The organism is Massilia sp. Root351 (assembly GCF_001425045.1).
Taxonomy (GTDB): Bacteria; Pseudomonadota; Gammaproteobacteria; order Burkholderiales; family Burkholderiaceae_D; genus Rugamonas.
In genome coordinates, this window is sequence record NZ_LMDJ01000032.1 from 69,405 (window position 1) to 92,026 (window position 22,622).

The following is a 22,622-nucleotide window of genomic DNA, read 5'->3' on the forward strand; positions in this document are numbered from 1 at the left end:
ACGGACCGCTCGATTTCCCGCTGCCGCTTTTCGCTCAACCCGCCGTCAAACTCTCCCGCAAAATGTTCGCAAGCGTTGGCGTTACGTATGAATGCCTGCACATCCTGCGGAGTTGTGTTTTTGGCGAATACGGTTGCGGGGGCCGATAGGCACGCAAGCAGGACCACTGTTTTAATCCTCATTGCTCCCCCCTCGTATTAGCGTCCGTTGTTCGACCAGTGAGGGACATCACGGCCGCCACCACCGTATTTCTTCACGCCATATGTGGCGCCGATTTCGATCAACTGCCGATTCATTCCGGTACGAGGCATTGTTCTGATCGTTACCAACTTGCCGTTTGCGTCCTTCACTGAAACTGTTCCATGCCAGGACAGCGACATGTCTATTGCCAGGCCCAAGTTATGTTGGGAGCGAAGCGCGGGTCTCGTGCGCAGTCGGCGTATCGACAGCGCACCGACCATGTCCTCTGCTGCCCGCACTGTGTCGGCACCTGCCGGATGCTGCCATTCGATATCCACGCCTCCCATGGCAGGAATCGAGCTGACGTCGGCTTTGTCATTCACGATGCGCCAAGCCCAATGCATCAGGTCGTATCGTTTTGTGGGCCGGTATGTGGCATCCATTTTGACCCTGATGCCGGCTTCAGCCATGGCGGCTATAAAATCTTCCACGGCATGACGGAAAGTGCCGCTAAGGTCACTGGTGCCTCTACTGCCTGGAAAGCGTCGCGCCCATTGCGCGCCGCTTAATTCCTTGCCAGCTCGATTTTCATGCGCACTTGCCTGCTTGCGCGCGAGATGGCTTGTCGCCATGTCGAACCTCCATTTTTCGGCTTAGCGCGCCGATGTCGGTGGAAGTTCAAAGCCTAGCGGGGGGCGTGGTTCAGGGCGTTGATCCCGGCCAAGCTAAGCGCTCAAAGGTTCAACGGGCCATCGCCGAAGCGGGCAGGCCGAATACCCGGTCGAAGGTCCAGCTGAAGATGAAGGTGTAGACCATGAAGAAGATCACCAGGCCCAGGTCCAGCACGAAGGCGTCCCACAGCGACATGTTCAGCCACCACGCGAACAGCGGCACCAGCACCAGCACCAGGCCACCCTCGAAGCCAAGCGCGTGCGCCACCCGGCGCTTCACGCTGCGGCCGCGCGTGGCCTGGCGCGCTTCCCACGCTTCGAACAGCGAGTTGTAGATCAGGTTCCACACCACCGCCGTCAGCGACGAGCCCACGGCGGCAATGCCCGCGTGCCCGGCGTCGTGTCCGCCCAGCAGCATCAGCGCGCTGCTGGTGAGGCCGACGGCGATCAGTTCAAACAACGACACGTAGACGACTTTTCGCTTGATTCCTTGCATGGCTTTCCCCTTGATTCAGTGGCGCCATGGTATCGATGTTTTTTTGATTGAAAAAGTCGACAGCCATCAGTTTTTCTGACAGTATGTGGCGTATGGCTTTCTCCAGCGACAACGTCGCCATCTTCCTTGCCGTGCTCGACCACGGCTCATTTTCTGCGGCGGCCCGCACGCTGGGCCGGGTGCCGTCGGCCGTCAGCATGGCGGTGGCGCAACTGGAAGCGGAACTCGACCTGCAGCTGTTCGAGCGCAGTTCGCGCAACGCCCGCCCGACCGAGATGGCGCGCGCGCTGGAAGCCGAGGCGCGCCAGATGGCCGGCCAGCTGCGCCGCCTGCAGGCGCACGCCTTGTCGCTGCACCGGGGCCTGGAGCAGCGCCTGACGCTGGCGATTGCGCCGGAACTGTTGTCGGCGCCGTGGAGCCATCCGCTGGCGCGGCTGGCGGAGGAATTCCCGTCGCTGGAGGTCGAGGTGCGTTCGGCGCCGCAGGCCGACGCGCTGCGCATGCTGCACCAGGGCGAGGCCCAGCTGGCGCTGATCTACGAGCGCCAGCGGGTGGACGAGCGCGAGGATTTCCAGGAGTTGGGCAGCGAGGTGCTGGTGGCGGTGATTTCGCCGCAACATCCGCAGGCACGGGGCCGCAACGGCAGTTTCCGCTGGGAAGACCTGGTCGACATTCGCCAGATCGCCATCGCCAGCCGCGACACGCAGGCGCAGGACGAACGCATCCTCATCTCGCGCAAGGTATGGCGCACCGACAGCCACCTGGCCACGCTGGGACTGGTGCAGGCGGGACTGGGCTGGGCTTACCTGCCGAAACGGCTGGCCGCGCCGCTGGTGGACGCGGGCGAGCTGCTCGGCATCGGCTTCGAGCACATGAGCAACCAGGTGCGGCTATGGGTGGATGTGGTGTGGCTGAATGACAAACCGCTCGGCCTGGGGGCCAAGCGGCTGATCGCCCTGATGAAGGATATCTCGGGGCTGGAGGCGCGCCCGGCGCAGGACTAGGCCGGGCGGCGGATTACTTGGTGCGGTATTTCTCGAAGTTCACTTCGAAGTCGCCGAAGTTATCGTTCAGCATCTTCTCGTGTTGCTCCTTGTAGTACTGGATGGCAGCGTCCTTCTGTTGGGCGAAGGCTTCCTGGTTGCCGGTCGAGACAGCCAGCATATAGGCGTTGAAACGGGTGGCCGCGAACAGGATGGCCGGGCCGATGGTGTTGCGGTCCAGGGTCTGGGCCTTGTCGTTGGCCAGGTTGATGAAGGCGTCGACAAGTTGCCAGAATTGTTCGTCGGAGGTAGGGGTAGTCATGGATGTCTCTGGAAATAATTTAAACGAGTGGGCATCCTGCCACGAATCGGCGCATTAGTCGAGCGGCGGCGCGCGCAGGCGCCGCCTTGTGGACGGCCGGCGCGGCAGGCTAGCCGTATTTCACCGAGCAGCCGTAGGGCTGGGTCACCGGCTTGCTGACCGGCTTGCCTGCGGTGGCCTCGTCGATGGCTTGCACCACGTAGTTGCTGGCGCCGGGGATATCGGCGGCGTTGGCGCTGGGCTTGCTGTCGATGGCGCCGGCGTACACCAGCTTGCCGGCCGGATCGATCAGGTACATATGCGGCGTGGTGCGCGCGCCATAGGCGCGGCCGATCTTGCCGCTGTCGACCAGGATGGCGTTGGCCGTGGCCTTCTTCTCCTTGGCCCAGCTGGCCAGCGACGCCGCCGCTTTCGGGTCGCCGTCCGGCGCGGCGCTGGTGCTTACCGACAGCCACACCACCTGCTTGCCGGCCGCGTGCTTCTGCGTGTTTTGCATATTGCCGCTGTTGTAGTGCTTTTGCACGAAGGGGCAGTCGGGATTGACCCATTCGAGTACCACGTATTTGCCTTTCAGGCTGTCCAGCGAGACCGCCTTGCCGGCCGTATCCACCCCGGTGAACAGCGGGGCGGGCTGGCCCACCACCGCTTGCGCCATGGCCAGTGCGCTGCCCGTCAAACCTGCGATCAATGCTGCTGTCAACGTCAGGGTTTTCATGCGATTTCCTTTCAGGTCAGAGTTGGTTTAAAGCCGTCCTTACTTGTTCCACCGTCAGCAGTTCGGACAGCAACTGCGGCGGGGCGTCGCCGGGGGCGTACAGCGCGTACACCGGCACCCCGTTACGGCCCAGCCGGGCCAGTTGCTGCGTGATGGCCGGATCGCGGCGGGTCCAGTCTGCGCGCAGCAGTACTACGTTCCTGGCCTCGAAGTCCGCCAGCAGGCTGGCATCGGCCAATGCCGCCCGCTTGTTGAATTGGCAGGTGACGCACCACGCGGCGGTGAAGTCGACGAACACCGGCTGGCCTGCCGCGCGCGCTTGCGCCACTGCCGTTTCGGACCAGGCGGACCAGCGCGCGCCAGCCAAGGATGCGCTCTTCGCGCCATTCGCTGCGCTGTTGGCCGCCCCAACGCTGCCATCGCCGGCGCGCAGCAGCGGGCCGGCGGTGCCGACTGCCGCCGCCAGCGTCAGCAGGCCTGCACCTCCCAGCAGCACGCGCGAGCGGGGCCGGCGCACCGGCGTGCCCAAGGTCCAGGCGGCGAAGGCCAGCGCCACCAGCATGGCCAGTGCAGCGGTCATGCCGTCGATCCCGGTCTGCTGGCCGAGCACCCAGGCCAGCCACACCACGGTGGCGAACATGGGGAAGGCCATCAGCACCTTGAAGCGTTGCATCCACGCGCCCGGTTTCGGCAGTACGCGGGCCAGGCCCGGCCAGCAGGATGCCGCCAGATAGGGGGCCGCCATGCCGAGGCCGAGCACCACGAAGATGGCCAGCGCCTTCGGGGCCGATTCCGTTAGCGCGGCGCCCATGGCGGCGCCCATGAAGGGCGCGGTGCACGGCGAGGCCACCGCCACCGCGAGCGCGCCGCTCAAGGCGTCGTCCAGCAGGCGGTTGCGGGCGCGGAAGCTGGCCAGCGCGCTGGGCAGCATGGTGCCGAACTCGAATGCGCCCGCCAGGTTCAGGCCGATCAGCGTGAACAGCGCGGCCAGCAGGAACACCACAAGCGGCGACTGCAGCTGGAAGCCCCAGCCCAGCTGCTCGCCGCCCGCGCGCAGGGCCAGCAGCAGGCCGGCCAGCGCGGCGAACGACAGCACCACGCCGGCAGTATAGGCAAGGCCGCCGGCGATTGCCTGATTGCGCGCCTGTTCGCGTTCGCTGCCGTGCTGCGCCAGGCTGACCAGCTTGAGCGACAGCACGGGGAACACGCAGGGCATCAAATTCAGGATGGCGCCGCCGAGGAAGGCGAACAACAGCGTGAGCAGGAAGGCGGGCGCGCTGCCGGCGGATGCCGGGACTGTTGCTGGTGCAGGGGCCGCAGCAGGGGCAGCCGCAGGGGCAGCCGCACTGGTGCCGGCCGAGCCAGGGGCGGGCCAGCCGCCAGCGATGGTGACCGGCAGCGCCCATCCTGCGGGCTGGCTGGCGGCTTTCAGGACGATGTGCAGCGCGGCGGGGCTTTCGCTGCGCTGCGCCGACAGCGGCACGCGCAGCGTGAGCAGGCCATCCGCCCAGCGCTGGTCCACCTTGGCGGCGTAATCGATGACGCCCGCGTCTTCCACCATCAGGCGCAGCGGCTGGCCTTGCGCGGCTGCGGGCAGGCCGCGAATCTCCATGGCCAGCGCCTTGCCGTCCACGCGGGCGCTGGCGCTGGCCTGCGGCAAGGCTAGCGGCGCGGCGGCGCGCGCCGCGTCGAACAGCGCCTGGTGCGCGCTGACGGGCGCGTCGACGGGGATGGTGAGGTGAAAGTCGCCTGATTCCGGCAGGCAGATCTCCTTGCACACCAGCCATTCCGCATGCAGCTTGACGCCCAGCGTCTTGCCTGCATAGCCGGCTGGGACGGTCACCGGCACCGGCAGCAGCACGCGGCCTTCGTAGCCGTAGTTGAGCAGCGGGCCAAGCGGCAAGTGCTGCGGCGTTGGCCACGCGATCTCGCCAGCCGCAAAGCCGGGCGGCAGCGTCCAGGACAGCGTGGTCGGCAGGCCCGAGTCGCCCGGATTCTTCCAGTAGGTGTGCCAGTGCGGCTGATGCTCGATCGCCAGGCCCAGCCACAGTGGTTTGCCGGGCTGTAGGCCCTGCGGCGCGTGCGCCAGCAGCTCGGCCCGCACGTGCTCAGTGACCACGGCGGCCGTGGCTGCAGTGGCAGTAGTCGCTGCGGCTGCGCTGATGCTGGCGGCCGCTGCGGCGCTGTCGTTGGCCGCCGCAGCGCGCGCCGGTGGTGCGGACATCAGGGCGGCTGCCAGCACGGCAGCAAGAAACTTTACGTTACGCATCAAGGCCTGAGCCCTCCGTCACAACAGATTCAGCGTCATATCGATATGGCTGGCGACCGGCGCGCTGTTGACCAGCTCGCGCGCGCGCAGCATGGCCGCTTGCGCGTCGCCGTTGCGCCCCAGGCGCTTGAGCAGCATGCCGCGCACGCTGAAATAATATGCGTAGCCGGACAACTCCGCCGCCAGCGGATCGATCAGCACCAGCGCCGCCGTTGGTCCGCGCAATTTGTCCACTGCCACCGCCCGGTTCAGGGTCACGATGGGGGAGGGGTGCACCACTTGCAGCACGGCGTACAGGCGGTCGATTTCAGCCCAGTCGGTGTCGGCCGCGTTCTCGGCCTGCGCGTGCACCGCCGCCACCGCCGCCTGGATCTGGTAGGGCGTCAGTTCGCGGCAATGCAGCGCCGTGTCCACCATGGGCAGCGCCTGCTCGATCAGGGCCTGGTTCCAGCGCCGCCGGTCCTGGTCGTCCAGCAGGATCAGCGCGCCGCTGGCGTCCACCCGCGCGCCGGCGCGCGCGTGCTGCAGCATCAGCAGCGCGGCCAGCCCCAGCGCGCCGCCGTCGTGCGGGAACATGCGCGCCAGCAGGCGCGCCAGCCTGATGGCCTCCTCGCACAGCTCCATGCGGATGTACTGCCGGCCGCTGCTTGACGCGTAGCCTTCGCTGAACAGCAGGTACACCATGGCCAGCACCGTCTTCAGCCGCTCGGCGCGCTCGTGCGCCGCCGGCTGCTCGAACGAGGTGCCGGTTTCGGCCACGCGGCGCTTGGCGCGCGCGATGCGCTGTTCCATGGCCGGCTGGCGGATCAGGAAGGCGTGCGCAATCTGCTGCACGTCCAGGCCGCACACCAGGTGCAGCAACAGCGGGATCTGGTAGGACGGCGGCAGGCCCGGACTGGCGCAGATATAGAGCAGCCGCAGCGTGTCCTCGCGAAACGGGATGAAGTCCGCGTTGCGCTGGATGCCGATATTGGCGTCCACGCTGTCGGCCACGTAGTCGGGGTCGGACAGGGCCTGGCCGTGCATGCTGACCGGCGCCAGGCCGGCATTGCGGCCGCAAGCGACCAGCCAGGCCAGCGGATCGCCCGGCAGGCCGTTGCCCGGCCACAGCAGGCGCGCGCGCATGGCCGCGTCCTGCCAGGCGTTCAGCGCCAGGTCCAGGTCGCGGAAGGTGCGCAGCAGCGCCGCCAGCGCCTGCGGGCGGTACAGGGACAGCACGTGCGCGATGGTGTCGGTGTCGGGTGGTGCCACGTCGGATCGGTCAGGGTTGTGCGCAAGGATCTAGCTTAAGGCAAAGCGCGTGCCAGCGCCTAGCCGGGGGCGTAAAAAAACCGGGAAAAATTCCCGGTTGGTGTGCCGCCCTCGGGCGCGCTGGGTGGTGACCCGTTTGGTGCCAGGCTAGCGTTCAGCTAGCGATGAAGCGCGAAGGGATCTCGATGCCGCCCGCTCGCGCAGCCTCTGCGTAGGCGCGCAATTCGTCGATGGCCGCTTCGAGCTGTTCCTTGGTGGGGTTCGCCTGGAAGCCCTTGATGCGCTCGTTCAGCGCGGCTACTTGTTTGCTCCATTCAAGACGAGTGAACTTGCTCATACAACCTCCTGTTTAAAGGCACAGGATGCGCGGGACGGCGGTTTTTCTCAGTGCGCTAGCGCACACAAGCTTACAGCGCGGCTCAGTCCTTGCGCAGCGCGCCGCCCAGGAACAGCTCCACCCCCACTTCCACCTGCCGGCGCACATCGGGCATGGGCGCGGTCGCGTTGATCACGAACAGGTAGCGTTTCAACTGGTCGCCCATGATGCAGTTCAGCAAATGCACGGTGAGCGCGTCGGGCGGCATGTCCTGGCGCAACTGGGCGCGGATATCGGGGCGGGCGAAGTAGCGCTGCACCGCTTCGCGGGTCTGCTTGGGGCCGGCCTCGAAGAAGGCCAGCGCCAGTTCCGGATTGGACATGGACTCGGCGATGACCATGCGGTGCACCGCCAGCACCTGCGGCGACGCGACCAGCTGGCCGAAGCGCAAGGCAAAGTCCAGCAGGACCTCGCGCAGCGGGCGCACCGAAGTCTCCATGTCGTGCATGGTGGCGAAGAAGGGCGCGCAGCCGGCGTTGATGACGGCCGTAAACAGCCCGGCCTTGCCGCCGAACTTGACGTAAATGGTGCGCACCGCCACCCGCGCCTGCCTGGCGATCATTTCCAGGCTGACCTTGCTGTAACCCTTTTCCAGGAACAGCCGGCCGGCCGTGTCCACCAGTTCCTGGGTACGGGCTTCGGTCTCGGAGGCGCGCGGACGGCCCGCAGTCTTGGCGGGGCAGTGGGCGACGCCGAAAAACTCGACTTCTGGCATTGCAGGTAGTATTCCTTGCAACTTTTCTGGACTGGCGGATGTCATGGCGGCTTGCTGTCTGGTTACTCGGCATCTTATCAGATGGGGACTGTAGTCCAAAATAAAATGAAATGCAATCGTTTCATTTCTTGACTTGCCGCAGCGCTTGTCGAATAATGCACCTATTCCATTTCATTATTTCGGAGCCCGCATGTCCAACCAAGCAGAGCAAAAAATGCTGAGCGCCGCTGCCGGCCAAGCGGCGCAGCCGGCCGCCCCGGCGGCCCCCGCCGCCGCACCCAACCGCCGCGTGCTCGTCATCGCCGGCCTGATCGCCCTGGCCGCCATCGGCGCCGGCGCCCGCATGTGGTACCGCAGCCATTACTTTGTTGAAACTGAAAACGCCTATGTGGCCGGCCATGTGCACCCGGTGTCGGCCCGCATTTCCGGCGTGGTGACCAAGGTGCTGATCGAAGACAACCAGATGGTGAAACAGGGCGACGTGATCGCCGAGCTGGACCCGTTCGACCAGCACGTGAAGGTGGAGCAGATCGAAGCGCAGATCGCCACCGCCGAGCAGCAGGTGCTGCAGGCCGACGCGCAGATCGCGCAAGTCAACGCCCAGGCGTCGGCCGCCGCCGCGCAAGTGGCGCAGTCCGAAGCGCAGCTGCTGCGCGCCAGGCAGGACGCCGAGCGCTACGGCCAGCTGTACAACAGCCAGATGAAGGCCGTGTCGAAGGCGGAACTGGACGCGGCCAACGCCGGCCGCTCCGGCGCCACCGCCGACCTGGCCGCGCGCAAGGACAGCGCCGCCGCCGCCAAGGCCCAGACCACCGCCGCCACTGCCGCGCGCGAAGTGCTCAAGGCGCAAGTGCATGTGCTGCGCGTGCAACTCAAGGACGCGCGCCAGCAGCTGGCCTACAACCGCATCCTGGCGCCGGTGGACGGCCGCATCGGCAAGCGCTCGCTGGAAGTGGGCCAGCGCGTGCAGCCGGGCCAGCAGCTGACCGCCATCGTGCAGGACAACGTCTGGGTCACCGCCAACTTCAAGGAAACCCAGCTGGCCGAACTGAAAGTGGGCCAGCCGGTGCACGTGACGATCGACGCCATGCCGGGCAAGGCCCTGGTGGGCCGCGTGGACAGCTTCGCGCCCGCCTCCGGTGCGCAGTTCGCGCTGCTGCCGGCCGATAACGCCACCGGCAACTTCACCAAGATCGTCCAGCGCGTGCCGGTCAAAGTCACCTTCAAGCCGGAAGACGTGAAAGCGCTGAGCGGCCGCCTGGTGCCCGGCATGTCGGCCATCGCCGAAGTGGAACTGAAGTAAAGCCATGAGCAGCACCAATACACTCGCCGCAGGCGCCCCGGCGCTGCCGCAGAACGGCCAGAAGGTCGACCTGCGCACCTGGATCGCGGTCGGCGCCGGCATGCTGGGCGCCTTCATGGCGGTGCTCGACATCCAGATCACCAACGCCTCGCTGAAGGACATCCTCGGCAGCCTGTCGGCCACGCAGGAAGAAGGCTCGTGGATCTCCACCGCCTACCTGGTGGCCGAGATCATCGTCATCCCCATGACCGCGCTGTTTACCCGCGTGTTCGGCGCGCGCCGCTACATGATGGGCACCACCGCCTTGTTCCTGCTGTTCTCCACCCTGTGCGGCGCGGCCTGGAACCTGGAAAGCATGATTGTGTTCCGCATGGCGCAAGGTTTCACCGGCGGCGCGCTGATCCCGATGGCGTTCACCCTGGTGATGCTCAAGCTGCCGCCTTCCAGGCGCGCCGCCGGCATGGCCATCTTCGGCTTGACCGCCACGCTGGCGCCGTCCATGGGCCCGACACTGGGCGGCTACCTGAGCGAAATCTACGGCTGGCCATCGATCTTCTACATCAACTGGGTGCCCGGCCTGCTGCTGATGGCCGGCATCGCCTACGGGCTGGATTCGGAAAAGACCAAGTGGGGCGACCTGCTGAAGACCGACTGGATCGGCATCGGCTTCATGGCGCTGGGCCTGGGCTGCCTCACCATCTTCCTCGAAGAAGGCAACAGCAAGGACTGGTTCGACTCCGGCTTCATCATCGCCTTCGCCTCGCTGGCGCTGGTGGGTTTGCTGGGCTGGGTGGTCACCAGCGCCACGCGGGCCAACCCCTTCGTCAACCTGGCGCTGTACGGCCAACGCAACTTCCTGGTCGCCACCGCGCTGTCGGCGGTGTTCGGCATGGCGCTGTACGGCTCGTCCTTCCTGCTGCCGCTGTACCTGGGCCAGATCGCCGGCTACTCGCCGATGCAGATCGGCGAAGTCATCATGTGGGCCGGCCTGCCGCAGCTGTTCATCATGCCCTTCGTAGCCAAGCTGTCGGGCAAGGTGGACAACCGCATCCTGTGCTCCTTCGGGCTGCTGCTGTTCGGCCTGTCCTGCCTGATGAACGCCTACATGGACGCCACCACCGGCTACGACCAGCTGCTGGCGTCGCAGGTGGTGCGCGCGCTGGGCCAGCCCTTCGTGATGCTGACGCTGTCGAACTTCGCCATGCAAGGCATCCCGCAGAAAGACGTGGCCTCGGCATCGAGCCTGTTCAACATGACGCGCAACCTGGGCGGCTCGATCGGCATCGCGCTGCTGGCCACCTCGCTGTCGCAGCGCGAGCACTTCCATTCGCAGCGGCTGGGAGAGGCCATCAACTCGTTCGCGCCGGCCGCGCAGGAGCGTCTGGCCGCACTGACGCAGTCCTTCATCAGCAAAGGCTACGACGCCTCCATGGCGGCCGACCAGGCGCTGAAGGCGATCGACGGCATCGTGCGGCGCGAATCCTACGTGATGGCCTACAACGACGGCTTCTTCATTGTCGCCGCGATCCTGCTCGCTTGCATACCGGTGCTGTGGATGTCCGACAAGGTCAAATCCCCCGGCGGCGCCGGCGGCGGCGCGCATTAATCTAAAAGGTATAAACGATATGTTCAGTTCATTCAAAAAGGTCACGCTGGCCGCCGCTGTTGGGCTGGCGCTGGCAGGCTGCAGCACCGTGGGTTCCGATTTCAGCGCGCCGCAGAATGTGGCCGACGCCGGCTACCGCCATGCCCCGGTGGGCGAGCGGGGCGCAGCGCGCCTGCCGGCGCAATGGTGGACCATCTACGGCGACGACACCTTGAACCGCCTGGAACAGAGCGCGCTGCGCGACAATCCCAGCGTGAAAGCGGCCGCGCAGCGCCTGCTGCAGGCGCAGGCGCAGCTGGGCCTGGCGCGCGCCAGCGAATCGCCCTCGCTGAGCGTAAATGGCGGCGTGTCGAACTCGCGCACCTCGGCCAACACCTCGCAAGGCATCGCGCTGGGCAACCGCTCCATCCACGGCAACAACTACTCGCTGGGCGCCTCGATGTCGTACGAAGTGGACCTGCTGGGCCGCGTGCGGCGCATGGTTGAAGCGGCCGACGCGCAAGCGCTGGCGGCTGTGGCGGACCGGGACGGCGTGCTGTTGCTGCTGTCCTCGCAGGTGGCCACCACCTACTGGCAGCTGCGCGGGCTGGACACCGAGATCGCCATCCTGAACGGCGCGCTCGACAGCCGCCGCGAAAGCGAGGAACTGGTCAACGCCCGCTTCAACGCCGGGCTGTCGAATGAGCTGGACACCTCGCGCGCCCGCATCGAGCGCGCCAACGCCGAAGCGGACCTGCAGGAAGTGCAACGCCAGCGCAACACGCTGGAGCACAGCCTGGCCACGCTGACGGGCGCATCGCCGTCGGCCATGCAACTGCCGGCCGCTGCGGTGGCCAGCCTGCCGCAGCCGCCGGCGATCCCGGTCGGGCTGCCGGCCAGTTTGCTGTCGCAGCGTCCCGACCTGGCTGGCAGTGTCGCCACGCTGCGCGCCGCCAACGCGCAGATCGGCGTGGCCGAAGGCGCGTTCTACCCCACGCTCAGCCTGACCGGCAATTTCGGCTACGCGTCCGAAAGCCTGAGCGAAATCGCGCGGGGCGGTTCGCGCCAGTTCAGCGTCGGCCCGCTGGCATTGTCGCTGCCGATTTTTGACGGCGGCCGCAACCGCGCCAACCTCGCGCTGGCCAAGGCGCGTTACGAAGAAGCACTGGCCAACCACCAAGGCAAGCTGCTGACGGCGCTGCGCGAAGTGGAAGACGCGTTATCGGACGTGCAGCAAAGGCAGAAGCAGGAGCTGGTGCAAGCGCAATCGCGGGAAGCCGCGGCGCGCGCCTACCTGGTCGCGCGCGCCCGCTACGAGCGCGGCGTCTCCACCTACCTGGACGTGACGGATGCCCAGCGCAGCAGTCTGGCTGCCGACCGCGCCGCCGCCCAAATCACCACCCAGCGCCTGCTCGCCACGGTCGCCGTCGCCCGCGCCCTCGGTGCCGGCTGGCAATCCCAAGGCCCCCTCGCCGCCATCGCCTCCCGCTAACCAAACCAAGCAAGCTGAGCCGCATTCCCTGAACACCGGGGTCAGACCCCGAATCCTTTCGAATGCGGCACAGCTCGCCAGGCTGGAATATTGCGGCGGGGCAGATCCAGATGGCGGTTGCTGGCGTTGTTTCACTCTATAAGCGAACTCAGCCGCACACTCGGGGTCTGACCCCGAAGTGGGGGAAATGCGGCTCAGAGCGCTTGTAGGATTAGGATGAAGGGGTAGGAAAAGGCGTCGTGGGGCTGAAGCGGTCGAGCATGAAGGCGATGAAGGTGGTGAGCTTGGGCGTGGGCTGGCGGTCGCGGGAGTAGACCAGGTGCATGGGGCGCGCCGCCGGGACGTGGTCGTGCAGCACCGGTACCAGGCGGCCGGCGGCGATGTCTTGCGCCAGCAGGATTTCGGCCTGCATCACGATGCCGAAGCCGCGCAACGCTGCGATCCGCAAGGCTTGGCCGTTGTTGGAGCGGAAGCGGCTTTCGCGCACCTTGCCGGCGCCGGGCTGGCCTTTCAGGCGCCAGCGCACCTGGTGCGTCCATTGCATGAAGTCCAGGCATTCGTGCTGCGCCAGGTCTTCCGGCGTGCGCGGCGTGCCGGCCCGCGCCAGGTAGGCGGGCGAAGCGCAGATCACCATGCCGTAGGGCCGCAGCGCGCGCGCTACCAGCCCCGAGTCTTCCAGCACGCCGATGCGGATCGCGGCGTCGTAGCCTTCTTCCACAATGTCGACCATGCGGTCGTTCAGGTTCAGCTCCAGGCTGACCTCGGGGTGCAGCGCCAGGTACTCGGTCATGGCGGGGCTGACCCATTCGCTGCCGAACGATACCGGCGCCGTAATCTTCAGCTTGCCGCGCGGGACGGCGCGCATCGCTTCGGCGCCCGATTCGGCCGCGCTGATCTGCGCCAGGATGGCCCTGCACTGGTCGGCGTACTGGCGGCCGATCTCGGTCAGGCTCTGGCGCCGCGTGGTGCGCGCCAGCAGGGCGGCGCCCAGCCGTTCTTCCAGTGCGCGGATGTGCTTGCCGACCATCACGGGCGAGATGCCGAAGGCCTCGGCGGCGGCCGTGAAACTGCCGCGCTCGACCACCGCGACGAAGACTTCCATGCTGCGCAGCTTGTCCATATTGCTAACTTCCGATTAGTAATGTTGTTCATTCTAGTGCATTTATTCCTGGCGTGAAGGTGGCCATACTGGCTGCACTTACCAACACTACAGGAGAACCAGCATGAAAATCATCGTCATCGGCGCAACCGGCACCGTGGGCAAGGCAGTGGCGGAGCAGCTCGGCCAGCGCCACGAGATCGTCGCTGTCGGCAGCAGCAGCGGGCAGTATCGCGCGGACATTGCCGACATCGGCCAGGTGCGCGCCGTGTTCGCGCAAATCGCTGCAGCGCACGGCAGGGTGGATGCGGTGGTGGTGGCGGCCGGACGGCTGGCTTTTGCGCCGCTGGCCGAATTCACGCCGGAGCAGTTCCGCGTGGGCCTGGAGAGCAAGCTGATGGGGCAGGTGAACGCGGCGCAGGTGGCGCAGGAGTTCCTCGCCGACGGCGGCTCCATCACGCTCACCAGCGGCATCGTGGCGCACCAGCCGATCCGCAACGGCGCCAGCGCCGCCATGGTCAATGCGGCGGTCGAGGGCTATGCGCGCGGCGCGGCCATCGAGCTGCCGCGCGGGATCCGCATCAACGTGGTCAGCCCGACCCTGCTGACGGAATCGCTGGACAGCTACGGGCCCTTCTTCCCCGGCTTCGAGACCGCGCCCGCCAGCCGCGTGGCGCTGGCCTACAGCCGCAGCGTGGAGGGCGCGCAGACCGGGCAGGTGTACAAGGTCTGGTGATCGGTTATACCATGGGCGCTTTCCGATCAACCATCGCAAAGTCCCCATGAAAAATATCCTGATTCCTCTGGTGCTGGCCTTCGCGGGCAGCGCTGCCACCGCAGCGCCCGCGAGCGTCGATGAACTGAACAAGATGGCCAGACGCTTTGCGCCGGTCGAGCTGAAGGCCGATACGTCCAGGCTGTCGGCCGGCGACAAGCAGGCCATCGTCAAGCTGATCGAGGCGGCCAAGGTCGTCGACGTGCTGCAGTTGCGCCAGCGCTGGGAGGGCAACGAGGCGCTGTGGTCCGCGCTGCAAAAGGACGCGACGCCGCTGGGCAAGGCGCGGCTGGACTACTTCTGGCTCAACAAGGGGCCGTGGTCCATCCTGGATGGCAACGTGTCCTTCCTGCCGGCCGACGTGGCAGGCATCAAGGTCCCGCAGAAGAAGCCGGAAGCGGCCAACTTCTATCCGTCCGGCGCCGGCAAGGCGGCCATCGAGGCGTGGATCAACAGCCTGTCGGGTGCGGACAAGGAGCAGGCGCAGTGGTTCTTCACCACCATCCGTGCCGACGCGGCCGGCCAATTCAAGACCGTGAAGTATTCGGAGGAATACAAGCCGGAACTGGAAAAGCTGGCCGCGCTGCTGCGCGAGGCGGCCGCCGCCACCGGCAACGTGTCGCTGAAAAAATTCCTCACCTTGCGCGCGGACGCCTTCCTGTCGAACGACTATCTGGCGTCCGACTTCGCGTGGATGGACCTCGATTCGCCGGTCGATGTCACCATCGGCCCGTACGAGACCTACAACGACGAGCTGTTCGGCTACAAGGCCGCCTTTGAGGCTTACGTGAGCATCCGCGACCAGAAGGAAACCGAGAAGCTGAACTTCTTCGCGCAGCACATGCAGGAGCTGGAGGACAACCTGCCGCTGGACCCGCAGTACCGCAATCCGAAAGTCGGCGCGCTGGCGCCCATGGTGGTGGTAAACCAGGTCTACGGCGCCGGCGACGGCAACATGGGCGTGCAGACCGCCGCCTACAACCTGCCGAACGACGAGCGCATCATCAGCCAGCGCGGATCCAAGCGGGTGATGCTGAAGAATGTGCAGGAGGCGAAATTCAAATCCACGCTGACGCCGATCTCGAAGCTGGTGCTGAAGCCGGCGGACCAGAAGGACGTCGATTTCGATTCCTTCTTCACCCATATCCTGGCGCATGAAATCATGCACGGCCTGGGCCCGCACGCGACCAAGGTGAGCGGCGTGGCGTCCACGCCGCGCCAGGATCTGAAGGAAACCTATTCCACCATCGAGGAGGCCAAGGCGGACATCACCGGCCTGTACGCGCTGATGCACATGATGGACAAGGGCCAGTTGCAAAGCACGCTGGGCCAGGGCGAGGCGGCCGAACGCAAACTGTACACCACCTTCCTGGCGTCGGCCTTCCGCACGCTGCATTTCGGCCTGACCAGCTCCCACGCGCGCGGCATGGCGATCCAGGTCAACTACCTGCTGGACAAGGGGGCCTTTGTGTCGCACGGCGGCGGCATCTTCTCGGTGGACTTCAAGAAGATCAAGCAGGCGGTGCTGGACCTGGACCGCGAGTTCCTGACCATCGAGGCCACCGGCGACTACGCCCGCGCCAAGGACATGATGGCCAGGTACGTGGTGATCCGCCCCGAAGTGCAGCAGGCCCTGGACAAGATGAAGACGGTGCCGAACGATATCCGCCCGGCTTTCAGCACGGCCAAAGCCTTGCTGAAAAAATAAGGCGGCACTGCGGCGGGGCGTTCCCGGCTTCGACCCGCCGCAGCCTCTCTCTTGGTCGGCAAGCAGGAATGTCCGGTCCGTGTTAAATTTTCCCGTTATTTCCAATAGTCAATAACAGTAACCGGGATACCAACATGGACATCGAAAGCAGCAAAATCAGCACGCGCCTGGCGACCGGCTTCGGCCTGGTTTTCCTCCTCCTCATCATCGTCACCGCGCTGGGCATCAACCGGGTGCAGAAGATCGACACCATCCTCACCAATATCAGCGACGTGAACAACGTCAAGCAGCGCTACGCGATCAACTTCCGCGGCAGCGTGCATGACCGTTCCATCGCGCTGCGCGACGTGGTGCTGGCGGCCGACGCCGGCGCGGCCGCGCCGCACATCGAGCAGATCAAGACGCTGGCCGACAACTACGCCAAGTCGGCCGCGCCGCTGGACCAGATCATCTCGGCCGGCAAGAACGTCACGCCGGAAGAGAAGAGCGCGCTGGAGGGCATCAAGGCCAGCGAGGCCAAGGCCCAGCCGCTGATCGCCAAGGTGATCGCGCTGCGCAGCGCCGACCAGCTGGCGGAAGCGACCGCCCTGCTGCAGCAGCAGGCCGCGCCGGCCTTCGTCGAGTGGCTGGCGTCGGTCAACAAGCTGATCGACCTGGAAGAAAAAATGAGCATGGAGCAGGCCAACAGCGCCACCAGCGTGGCGCGCAGCTTCTTCGTGTTCATGGTGGTGCTGTGCCTGATCGCCATCGGCGTGGGCGTGGCGGCGGCCTGGTTCATCAGCCGCGGCCTGCTGCGCCAGCTGGGCGGCGAGCCGGAGTACGCGGCCTCCATCGTGGCCTGCATCGCGTCCGGCAACCTGGCGGTGAAGATCGACACCAAGCCGGGCGACAACAGCAGCCTGCTGCACGCCATGCAGGGCATGCGCGACAGCCTGGTCAACATCGTCAGCCAGGTGCGCGCGGGCACGCAGACCATCGCCACCAACTCGCGCGAAATCGCGGCCGGCAATATGGACCTGTCCAGCCGCACCGAACAGCAAGCGGCCAACATCGAGGAGACCGCCTCGTCGATGGAGCAGCTGACCGGCACCGTCAAGCAGAACTCGGACCACGCCCACCAGGCCAACCAGCTGGCGCTGTCGGCCTCCGAAGTGGCGGTCAAGGGCGGCGCGGTGGTCAACCAGGTGGTGCACACCATGGCGTCGATCAACGAATCGTCCAAGAAGATCGTGGACATTATCGGCGTCATCGACAGCATCGCCTTCCAGACCAACATCCTGGCGCTGAACGCGGCTGTCGAGGCGGCGCGCGCGGGCGAGCAGGGCAGGGGCTTTGCCGTGGTGGCCACCGAAGTGCGCAACCTGGCGCAGCGCTCGGCCGGCGCCGCGAAGGAGATCAAGAGCCTGATCGACGACTCGGTGGAGAAAGTGGACGCCGGCGCCAAGCTGGTGGACCAGGCCGGTGCGACCATGCAGGACATCGTCAACAGCGTCAAGCGCGTGACCGACATCATGGGCGAGATTTCCACCGCCAGCGCGGAGCAGACCTCGGGCATCGAGCAGGTAAACGAAGCGGTGGGCAAAATGGACCAGGTGGTGCAGCAGAATGCCGCGCTGGTGGAGCAGGCCGCCGCTGCCGCCTCGTCGCTGCAGGACCAGGCCGGCAACCTGTCGGAAGTGGTCAGCATCTTCAAGCTGGACGAGTCCAGGCTGCCGGCCCTGGCCGCCCCGCCGGCCGCGCGCCCCGCCGCCAGCGTCAGCCCTGCGGCTGGCCGTGCCGCGCCCGCCCCGCGCGCCGCAGCGCTGCCTGCCGCAAAGCCGGATGCCAAGCCTGCTCCCAAGAAAGCCGCCGCCAGCGCGGGCCCGGACGACGGCTGGGAAGAGTTTTAAAAAAGCGACAATTTTTTGTTTGGCAAATATGCCATTTCACCAAGCAAATATTTTGTAACAGCTGTTACGAGTTGACTTGCGGCATGTATTATTCCCTTCAGAGGGGTAAAAACATGCCTAAAGTCATCTTGCCAATTTTGTCCGCCGCGCTGCTGTCCTTGCCGGCCTTTGCTGCGGCCGCGCAGCTCACCGATGTGGAGTCGCGCTGGCTGCAGGCGGGCGCTTCCGTGCTGGCGTATGCCAAGCAGCAGCAGCTCCCGATCGATATCATCGTGCAGCCGCAAGCCCAGCCGGGCGCGGTGCCGCTGGCCATGGGCTTCGACGGCGGCCGCTGCAAACTGGTGCTGACCATGCGCGGCAACCCTGCTGCGGAAGACGTGCTGCGGACCGTTCCTGCCGCGCAGCGCGCCTTGATGATAGAGGCCATGACGGCGCACGAAGTGGCGCATTGCTGGCGCTACGCGCAGGGCGCCTGGCACTCGGTGCCGAGCGGCTTCCAGGAGCGCACGGCGGACGCGGCCCAGCCTCCCGAAATCCAGAAACTGACCCAGGAGCTGCGCGAGACGCGCCGCGAAGAGGGCTTTGCCGACCTGGTGGCGCTGGCATGGATGCAGCGCAGCCATCCCGGCCAGTATGCCCAGGTCTACAGCTGGCTGCAGCAAGTGCGCGCGGCGCAGCCCGATAGTCACGTGTCGCATGATACCGAGGCCTGGCTGGCGCTGGCGTCCAATGGCGCCGCGTTCGCGGACGGCGCCACGCCGTTCGAGCAAGCCCGTTCCTTGTGGAAGCAGGGCTTGCAAGCGACGGAGTAGGCTGTATCGGCCCCCGCCGATTTGATGAGTCTTGTGTTGGTTAGCGTACAGAGTGGATTTCGCCACGGGCGTTTAATCACTAGGCCAACCATCACTTAGGGGGACCTATCATGAACAAATTCGTAATCCTTGCACTGGCCGGCGCCATCAGCAGTGGCTATGCCATTGCCGACAACGATCCTGCTGCCTACAAATCCATGAAAGACAAGGCTGCCGCCGACTACAAGGCAGCCAAGGCGCAATGTGGCAGCCTGAAAGGCAACGCCAAGGACATCTGCCAGGAAGAGGCGAAAGTGGCCAAGGCCAAAGCCGAAGCCGACGCTGTGGCCCAGCACAAATCCGACGCCAAGGACATCCGCAAGGCCCGCGAAGATGTGGCCGACGCCGAGTATGAACTGGCCAAGGAAAAATGCGACGACATGACCGGCAACGCCAAGAGCGCTTGCAAGCATGACGCCAAGGCTGCCAAGGACACGGCCATCGCCGACGCCCGCCGTGCCGACCCCACGCCGACCGTAGCCGAGCGCACCGCCGCCGCCACCGATACCATGCGCGACCGCACCGCCGCCACCACCGACACCATGCGCGACCGCACGGCCGCCACCACCACCACGGCCGCCGACAGCACCCGCAACGCCACCGCCGCCGCCGGCGACGCTGTCAGCGACACCGTCATCACCACCAAGGTGAAAGCCGACCTGGCTGCCGATCCCGGCGTGAAGGCCATGGACGTGCACGTGGAAACCGTGAAGGGCGTGGTCATGCTGAGCGGCTTCGTGCCTTCCAAGGCGGAGGCCGATAAAGCCGTGCAGCTGGCCCGCGGCGTGAAGGGCGTGGCCGAAGTGAAAAGCTCCATCCAGGTGAAAAACACCAAATAACGGAAGCGGACCGGGATGGGCCCGCCGGGCCGTTCCGCCGCGCCATCCAGCCCGCGCCTGCGCGGGCTTTTCTCTGCTTGCTTAAATTATGATCATAATTTAAAATCCGGTGGAATGCAGCATTGATTAACATTCCAAGAGGCAACTTATGTTCGCTCAACCCCTTTCCGCCTGGCTCGCGCGCCGTGGCTGGCACTATTCCTGGGTCATCGTCGCCCTCACTTTCTTTACCGCGCTGACCTCGTCGGCCGCGCTCGGCCTGCCGGGTGCGCTGCTGCAGCCGCTCAGCAAGGAGTTCGGCTGGGACGTGGAGCAGATTTCGTCCGCGCTGGCGATCCGCTTCGCACTGTTCGGCCTGATGGGACCGTTCGCCGCCATCCTGATGGAGCGCTTCGGCCTGCGCAACGTGGTGGTCACGGCGCTGGGCCTGGTGGCCGCCGGCTTGCTGCTGGCCACCCGCATGAGCCAGTTCTGGCACCTGGTGGCGCTGTGGGGCGTGATGCTGGGCGTAGGCTCGGGCATGACGGCGCTGGTGCTGAGCGCGGTGGTGGCCAACCGCTGGTTTGAAACGCGGCGCGGCCTGATCATCGGCTTGCTGACGGCCAGTTCGGCCACCGGCCAGCTGGTGTTCCTGCCGCTGGGCGCCTGGCTGATCGAGCATTATGGCTGGCGCATGGCGCTGCTGCCGGTGTTCTTCGCCTGTTCGCTGGTGGCCGTGGCGGCCTTCTTGCTGATGCGTAACCGGCCATCGGACCTCGGCCTGCTGCCGTTCGGCATGGATCCGGCCGCCGCCGCTGCCGCCGCGCCGGCTGCCGCGCCGATGAAAATCACTTTCGGCACGCCGTTCGCCGTGCTGCGCAGCGTGTCCGGCAACCGCACCTTCTGGATACTGTTCGGCACCTTCTTCATCTGCGGCCTGAGCACCAACGGCCTGATCCAGACCCACTTCATTTCGCTGTGCGGCGACGCCGGCCTGTCGGCCGTGCCGGCCGCCTCGGTGCTGGCCATGATGGGGGCGTTCGACCTGATCGGCACCATCGCCTCCGGCTGGCTGTCGGACCGCTACGACAACCGCAAGCTGCTGTTCTGGTATTACGGCCTGCGCGGCCTGTCGCTGCTGTGGCTGCCGTATTCGGACTTCACGCTGTACGGGCTGTCGCTGTTCGCCATGTTCTATGGCCTGGACTGGATTGCCACCGTGCCGCCTACCGTCAAGCTGGTGGGCGCCACTTTCGGCAAGGAGCGTGCGGGCATGGTGTTCGGCTGGGTGTTTGCCGGCCACCAGCTGGGCGCGGCCGTGGCGGCGTACGGCGCGGGCCGGGTGCGGACCTTGTGGTTCACCTACAATCCGGCGCTGTTCGCGGCGGGCGCGGCCTGCCTGGCGGCGGCGCTGCTGGTGCTGGCGATACGGCGGCAGCAGGCTGCCGCGGCTGCGGTACCGGTGAAGGCGGCCGCATAAAGCTGCGGGGTATCAGTTCGAGCCGGAGACCTGGTGCAGCGCTGCCTCGGCCTGGCGCACCGGGCTGTGCTTGGCGGCAGGGTAGCTGCGGTCGGCCATCAGGTTCTCCCAGAAATCGCGTTCCACGCGGTTGGCCGCCAGCTTGCCGTAGGGTTGGCCGTTGCTTTGCGCTACGGTTGCCTTCACCCAGGCTTCGTGCCGCGCCTTGACCAGCTGGTAGTCGTGTGCGGAAGCCATCATGTCGTCCACCCCCTGGCGCTGGGCGGTGGCGACGCGGAAGCAGGCGCGCCACTCGCGCAGGGCTTTTTCCACCAGGCGCACGCTCTCCAGCGTGGTGGAGCGGACGGGAAAGTTCGGCTGCGCGCAAGGCGATTTTTGCTGGGGATCGATTTCCGCGCCATGGGCGGCTTGGGCAAAAACCAGGAACAAGGCAGCGTACAGCTGTTTCATTGGGTTTCCCGCAGTAGTGAACTTGCACTTATTGTAACTTGCTCAAAGGGAAGTAGTATATATTTTTGTAACTTTTTTGCCACAGCGAATCTGCGTGGTGCTGTGGCTGTTTCGTCTCTATACTGTGGGAACAACAACAGTGGTGGAGACGCATACATGAGCCGGACCGGTCTTTTCGCGATAGTGTGCCTGCTGCAGCCTGTGCTGGCGGCGGCGCAAGCCGATTATCCGAACACGTCCGCCATGGGCAGCATGGCCGACCGCAAATCGGCCTGGTACCGCCAGTGCCTGAGCGTGCAGCATGTGCAGCCGCCCGCGCGCGAGCTGCCGCCGCCGGGTTCCCTGCACGGGCTGCGCGGCTGCGGCGCCGAAAATCTGTATTACGACACCCGCGCCCGCCCCGGCGCCTCGCCGGCCGACTGGGACAAGGTGCGCCACTGCGCTTACGCCGAGAGCGACGCCAGCGTGCTGATGATGCTGTATGCCAACGGCTATGGCGTGTCGCGCAATGACGGCCTGGCGGTCCGCTACGCCTGTTCGCTGGCGGCCGCGCCGGCCGAAATGGACGGCCGCGTGGCCCACCTGAACGAGCGCATGCAGCACCACGAAGCGCAGCCTTTCGACCAGTGCGACGACATCACCAGCGGTTTCATGGGCAGCCATTGCGCGGCCATCGAGGAAAGGCTGGGCAGCAAGGAGCGCAGCGGCAAGCTGGCGGCGCTGATGAAATCATGGCAGCCGGGACAGCAGGCCGCCGCCGCCAGGCTGCAGCAGGCGCTGGAGCAGTTCGCAGCGCGCCGCGCCGACCAGGAGACCGACATGAGCGGCACCCTGCGCGGCGCGCTGGCCATCGAGGCGCGCGCCGTGGAAATGGATCTGTTCGCGCACGATGTGCGGGACGCGGAACGGGGCAAGCTGCCGCGCTACTCCGAGCAGCAGTACCAGCAACTGGACAAGAAACTGAACCAGGTCTACCAGCGCCTGATGCAGCATCCGCAGCAGGAGGGCGCACCTGCCCTGGGGCATGGCACGGTGACGAAGGAGGGGGTGACGCTCACGCAGCGCGCCTGGCTGGCGTACCGCGACGCCTGGGTGGCGCTGGGCGCGGCGCGCTACCCGGGGGTGGCGCCGCACGCGTGGAAGGCGCTGCTGACGCAGCGCCGCATCGAACAGCTGGAAGAGTTCGAGTCCTGA

21 protein-coding genes are annotated in these 22,622 nt (G+C 66.1%); 11 read left to right on the forward strand and 10 right to left on the reverse strand.

The features are described from left to right. Positions 1 to 197 precede the first annotated feature (197 nt). Both ASD15_RS31975 and ASD15_RS23195 read right to left on the reverse strand, forming a co-directional pair. A complete protein-coding gene (locus ASD15_RS31975; RefSeq protein WP_082552095.1) occupies positions 198 to 812 on the reverse strand; it encodes a hypothetical protein in 615 nt (204 codons plus the stop codon). 109 nt (positions 813 to 921) lie between these two features. Then, positions 922 to 1,347, reverse strand: coding sequence for a PACE efflux transporter (locus ASD15_RS23195; protein ID WP_057157408.1), 426 nt, complete (start codon positions 1,345 to 1,347; stop codon positions 922 to 924). A gap of 92 nt (positions 1,348 to 1,439) precedes the next feature. Here ASD15_RS23195 and ASD15_RS23200 point away from each other — a divergent pair, with 92 nt between their 5' ends. Beyond that, the gene (locus tag ASD15_RS23200; protein ID WP_057157730.1) at positions 1,440 to 2,351 is read left to right on the forward strand and encodes a LysR family transcriptional regulator; all 912 of its coding nucleotides are present in this window, start codon (positions 1,440 to 1,442) and stop codon (positions 2,349 to 2,351) included. A gap of 13 nt (positions 2,352 to 2,364) precedes the next feature. Here the strand turns inward: ASD15_RS23200 and ASD15_RS23205 are convergent, their stop codons facing one another. The 6 genes from ASD15_RS23205 to ASD15_RS23230 all read right to left on the reverse strand — a co-directional run bounded on the left by ASD15_RS23205 (position 2,365) and on the right by ASD15_RS23230 (position 7,978). Beyond that, positions 2,365 to 2,652 (reverse strand): DUF3144 domain-containing protein, encoded by a 288-nt coding sequence (locus tag ASD15_RS23205; protein ID WP_057157409.1) that lies wholly within the window; start codon positions 2,650 to 2,652, stop codon positions 2,365 to 2,367. 109 nt (positions 2,653 to 2,761) lie between these two features. Next, complete coding sequence (locus ASD15_RS23210) at positions 2,762 to 3,367, reverse strand: redoxin domain-containing protein (protein WP_200954072.1); 606 nt, start codon at positions 3,365 to 3,367, stop codon at positions 2,762 to 2,764. Positions 3,368 to 3,383: 16 nt separating this feature from the next. Continuing rightward, on the reverse strand, positions 3,384 to 5,636 hold the full coding sequence (locus ASD15_RS23215; protein WP_082552096.1) for a protein-disulfide reductase DsbD: 2,253 nt from the start codon (positions 5,634 to 5,636) through the stop codon (positions 3,384 to 3,386). 18 nt (positions 5,637 to 5,654) lie between these two features. After that, on the reverse strand, positions 5,655 to 6,887 hold the full coding sequence (locus ASD15_RS23220; RefSeq protein WP_057157411.1) for an RNA polymerase sigma factor: 1,233 nt from the start codon (positions 6,885 to 6,887) through the stop codon (positions 5,655 to 5,657). Positions 6,888 to 7,041: 154 nt separating this feature from the next. Further along, on the reverse strand, positions 7,042 to 7,224 hold the full coding sequence (locus ASD15_RS23225) for a hypothetical protein (protein WP_057157412.1): 183 nt from the start codon (positions 7,222 to 7,224) through the stop codon (positions 7,042 to 7,044). 82 nt (positions 7,225 to 7,306) lie between these two features. Next, complete coding sequence (locus tag ASD15_RS23230; protein ID WP_057157413.1) at positions 7,307 to 7,978, reverse strand: TetR/AcrR family transcriptional regulator; 672 nt, start codon at positions 7,976 to 7,978, stop codon at positions 7,307 to 7,309. A gap of 190 nt (positions 7,979 to 8,168) precedes the next feature. Here ASD15_RS23230 and ASD15_RS23235 point away from each other — a divergent pair, with 190 nt between their 5' ends. Genes ASD15_RS23235 through ASD15_RS23245 form a run of 3 tightly spaced genes read left to right on the forward strand, consistent with a single transcriptional unit; the run spans position 8,169 to position 12,358 of the window. Continuing rightward, a complete protein-coding gene (locus tag ASD15_RS23235) occupies positions 8,169 to 9,281 on the forward strand; it encodes an HlyD family secretion protein (protein WP_057157414.1) in 1,113 nt (370 codons plus the stop codon). Positions 9,282 to 9,285: 4 nt separating this feature from the next. Next, complete coding sequence (locus ASD15_RS23240) at positions 9,286 to 10,887, forward strand: DHA2 family efflux MFS transporter permease subunit (RefSeq protein ID WP_057157415.1); 1,602 nt, start codon at positions 9,286 to 9,288, stop codon at positions 10,885 to 10,887. 19 nt (positions 10,888 to 10,906) lie between these two features. Beyond that, positions 10,907 to 12,358 carry an efflux transporter outer membrane subunit gene (locus tag ASD15_RS23245; RefSeq protein WP_057157416.1) on the forward strand — a complete coding sequence of 484 codons (1,452 nt, stop codon included), beginning with the start codon at positions 10,907 to 10,909 and terminating at the stop codon, positions 12,356 to 12,358. Positions 12,359 to 12,569: 211 nt separating this feature from the next. On the opposite strand, the gene ASD15_RS23250 is transcribed toward ASD15_RS23245, so the two are convergent. Further along, positions 12,570 to 13,478: a LysR family transcriptional regulator gene (locus tag ASD15_RS23250; RefSeq protein WP_057157417.1), complete on the reverse strand. Its 909-nt coding sequence runs from the start codon at positions 13,476 to 13,478 to the stop codon at positions 12,570 to 12,572. A gap of 103 nt (positions 13,479 to 13,581) precedes the next feature. Between ASD15_RS23250 and ASD15_RS23255 the strand changes: the two genes are divergently transcribed. The 6 genes from ASD15_RS23255 to ASD15_RS23280 all read left to right on the forward strand — a co-directional run bounded on the left by ASD15_RS23255 (position 13,582) and on the right by ASD15_RS23280 (position 20,978). Continuing rightward, on the forward strand, positions 13,582 to 14,193 hold the full coding sequence (locus tag ASD15_RS23255; protein WP_057157418.1) for a short chain dehydrogenase: 612 nt from the start codon (positions 13,582 to 13,584) through the stop codon (positions 14,191 to 14,193). A gap of 46 nt (positions 14,194 to 14,239) precedes the next feature. Continuing rightward, on the forward strand, positions 14,240 to 15,940 hold the full coding sequence (locus ASD15_RS23260; protein WP_057157419.1) for a DNA mismatch repair protein MutT: 1,701 nt from the start codon (positions 14,240 to 14,242) through the stop codon (positions 15,938 to 15,940). A gap of 134 nt (positions 15,941 to 16,074) precedes the next feature. Beyond that, on the forward strand, positions 16,075 to 17,829 hold the full coding sequence (locus tag ASD15_RS23265; RefSeq protein WP_057157421.1) for a methyl-accepting chemotaxis protein: 1,755 nt from the start codon (positions 16,075 to 16,077) through the stop codon (positions 17,827 to 17,829). 113 nt (positions 17,830 to 17,942) lie between these two features. Then, positions 17,943 to 18,641: a hypothetical protein gene (locus tag ASD15_RS23270; RefSeq protein WP_057157422.1), complete on the forward strand. Its 699-nt coding sequence runs from the start codon at positions 17,943 to 17,945 to the stop codon at positions 18,639 to 18,641. A 110-nt stretch (positions 18,642 to 18,751) separates the two neighbouring features. Next, positions 18,752 to 19,519: a BON domain-containing protein gene (locus tag ASD15_RS23275; protein ID WP_057157424.1), complete on the forward strand. Its 768-nt coding sequence runs from the start codon at positions 18,752 to 18,754 to the stop codon at positions 19,517 to 19,519. A 148-nt stretch (positions 19,520 to 19,667) separates the two neighbouring features. Next, a complete protein-coding gene (locus ASD15_RS23280) occupies positions 19,668 to 20,978 on the forward strand; it encodes an MFS transporter (protein WP_057157425.1) in 1,311 nt (436 codons plus the stop codon). A gap of 12 nt (positions 20,979 to 20,990) precedes the next feature. Here ASD15_RS23280 and ASD15_RS23285 read toward each other — a convergent pair whose 3' ends face one another. Then, positions 20,991 to 21,428 (reverse strand): hypothetical protein, encoded by a 438-nt coding sequence (locus tag ASD15_RS23285; protein ID WP_057157426.1) that lies wholly within the window; start codon positions 21,426 to 21,428, stop codon positions 20,991 to 20,993. A gap of 156 nt (positions 21,429 to 21,584) precedes the next feature. Here ASD15_RS23285 and ASD15_RS23290 point away from each other — a divergent pair, with 156 nt between their 5' ends. Beyond that, positions 21,585 to 22,622 carry a lysozyme inhibitor LprI family protein gene (locus ASD15_RS23290; protein ID WP_162249942.1) on the forward strand — a complete coding sequence of 346 codons (1,038 nt, stop codon included), beginning with the start codon at positions 21,585 to 21,587 and terminating at the stop codon, positions 22,620 to 22,622.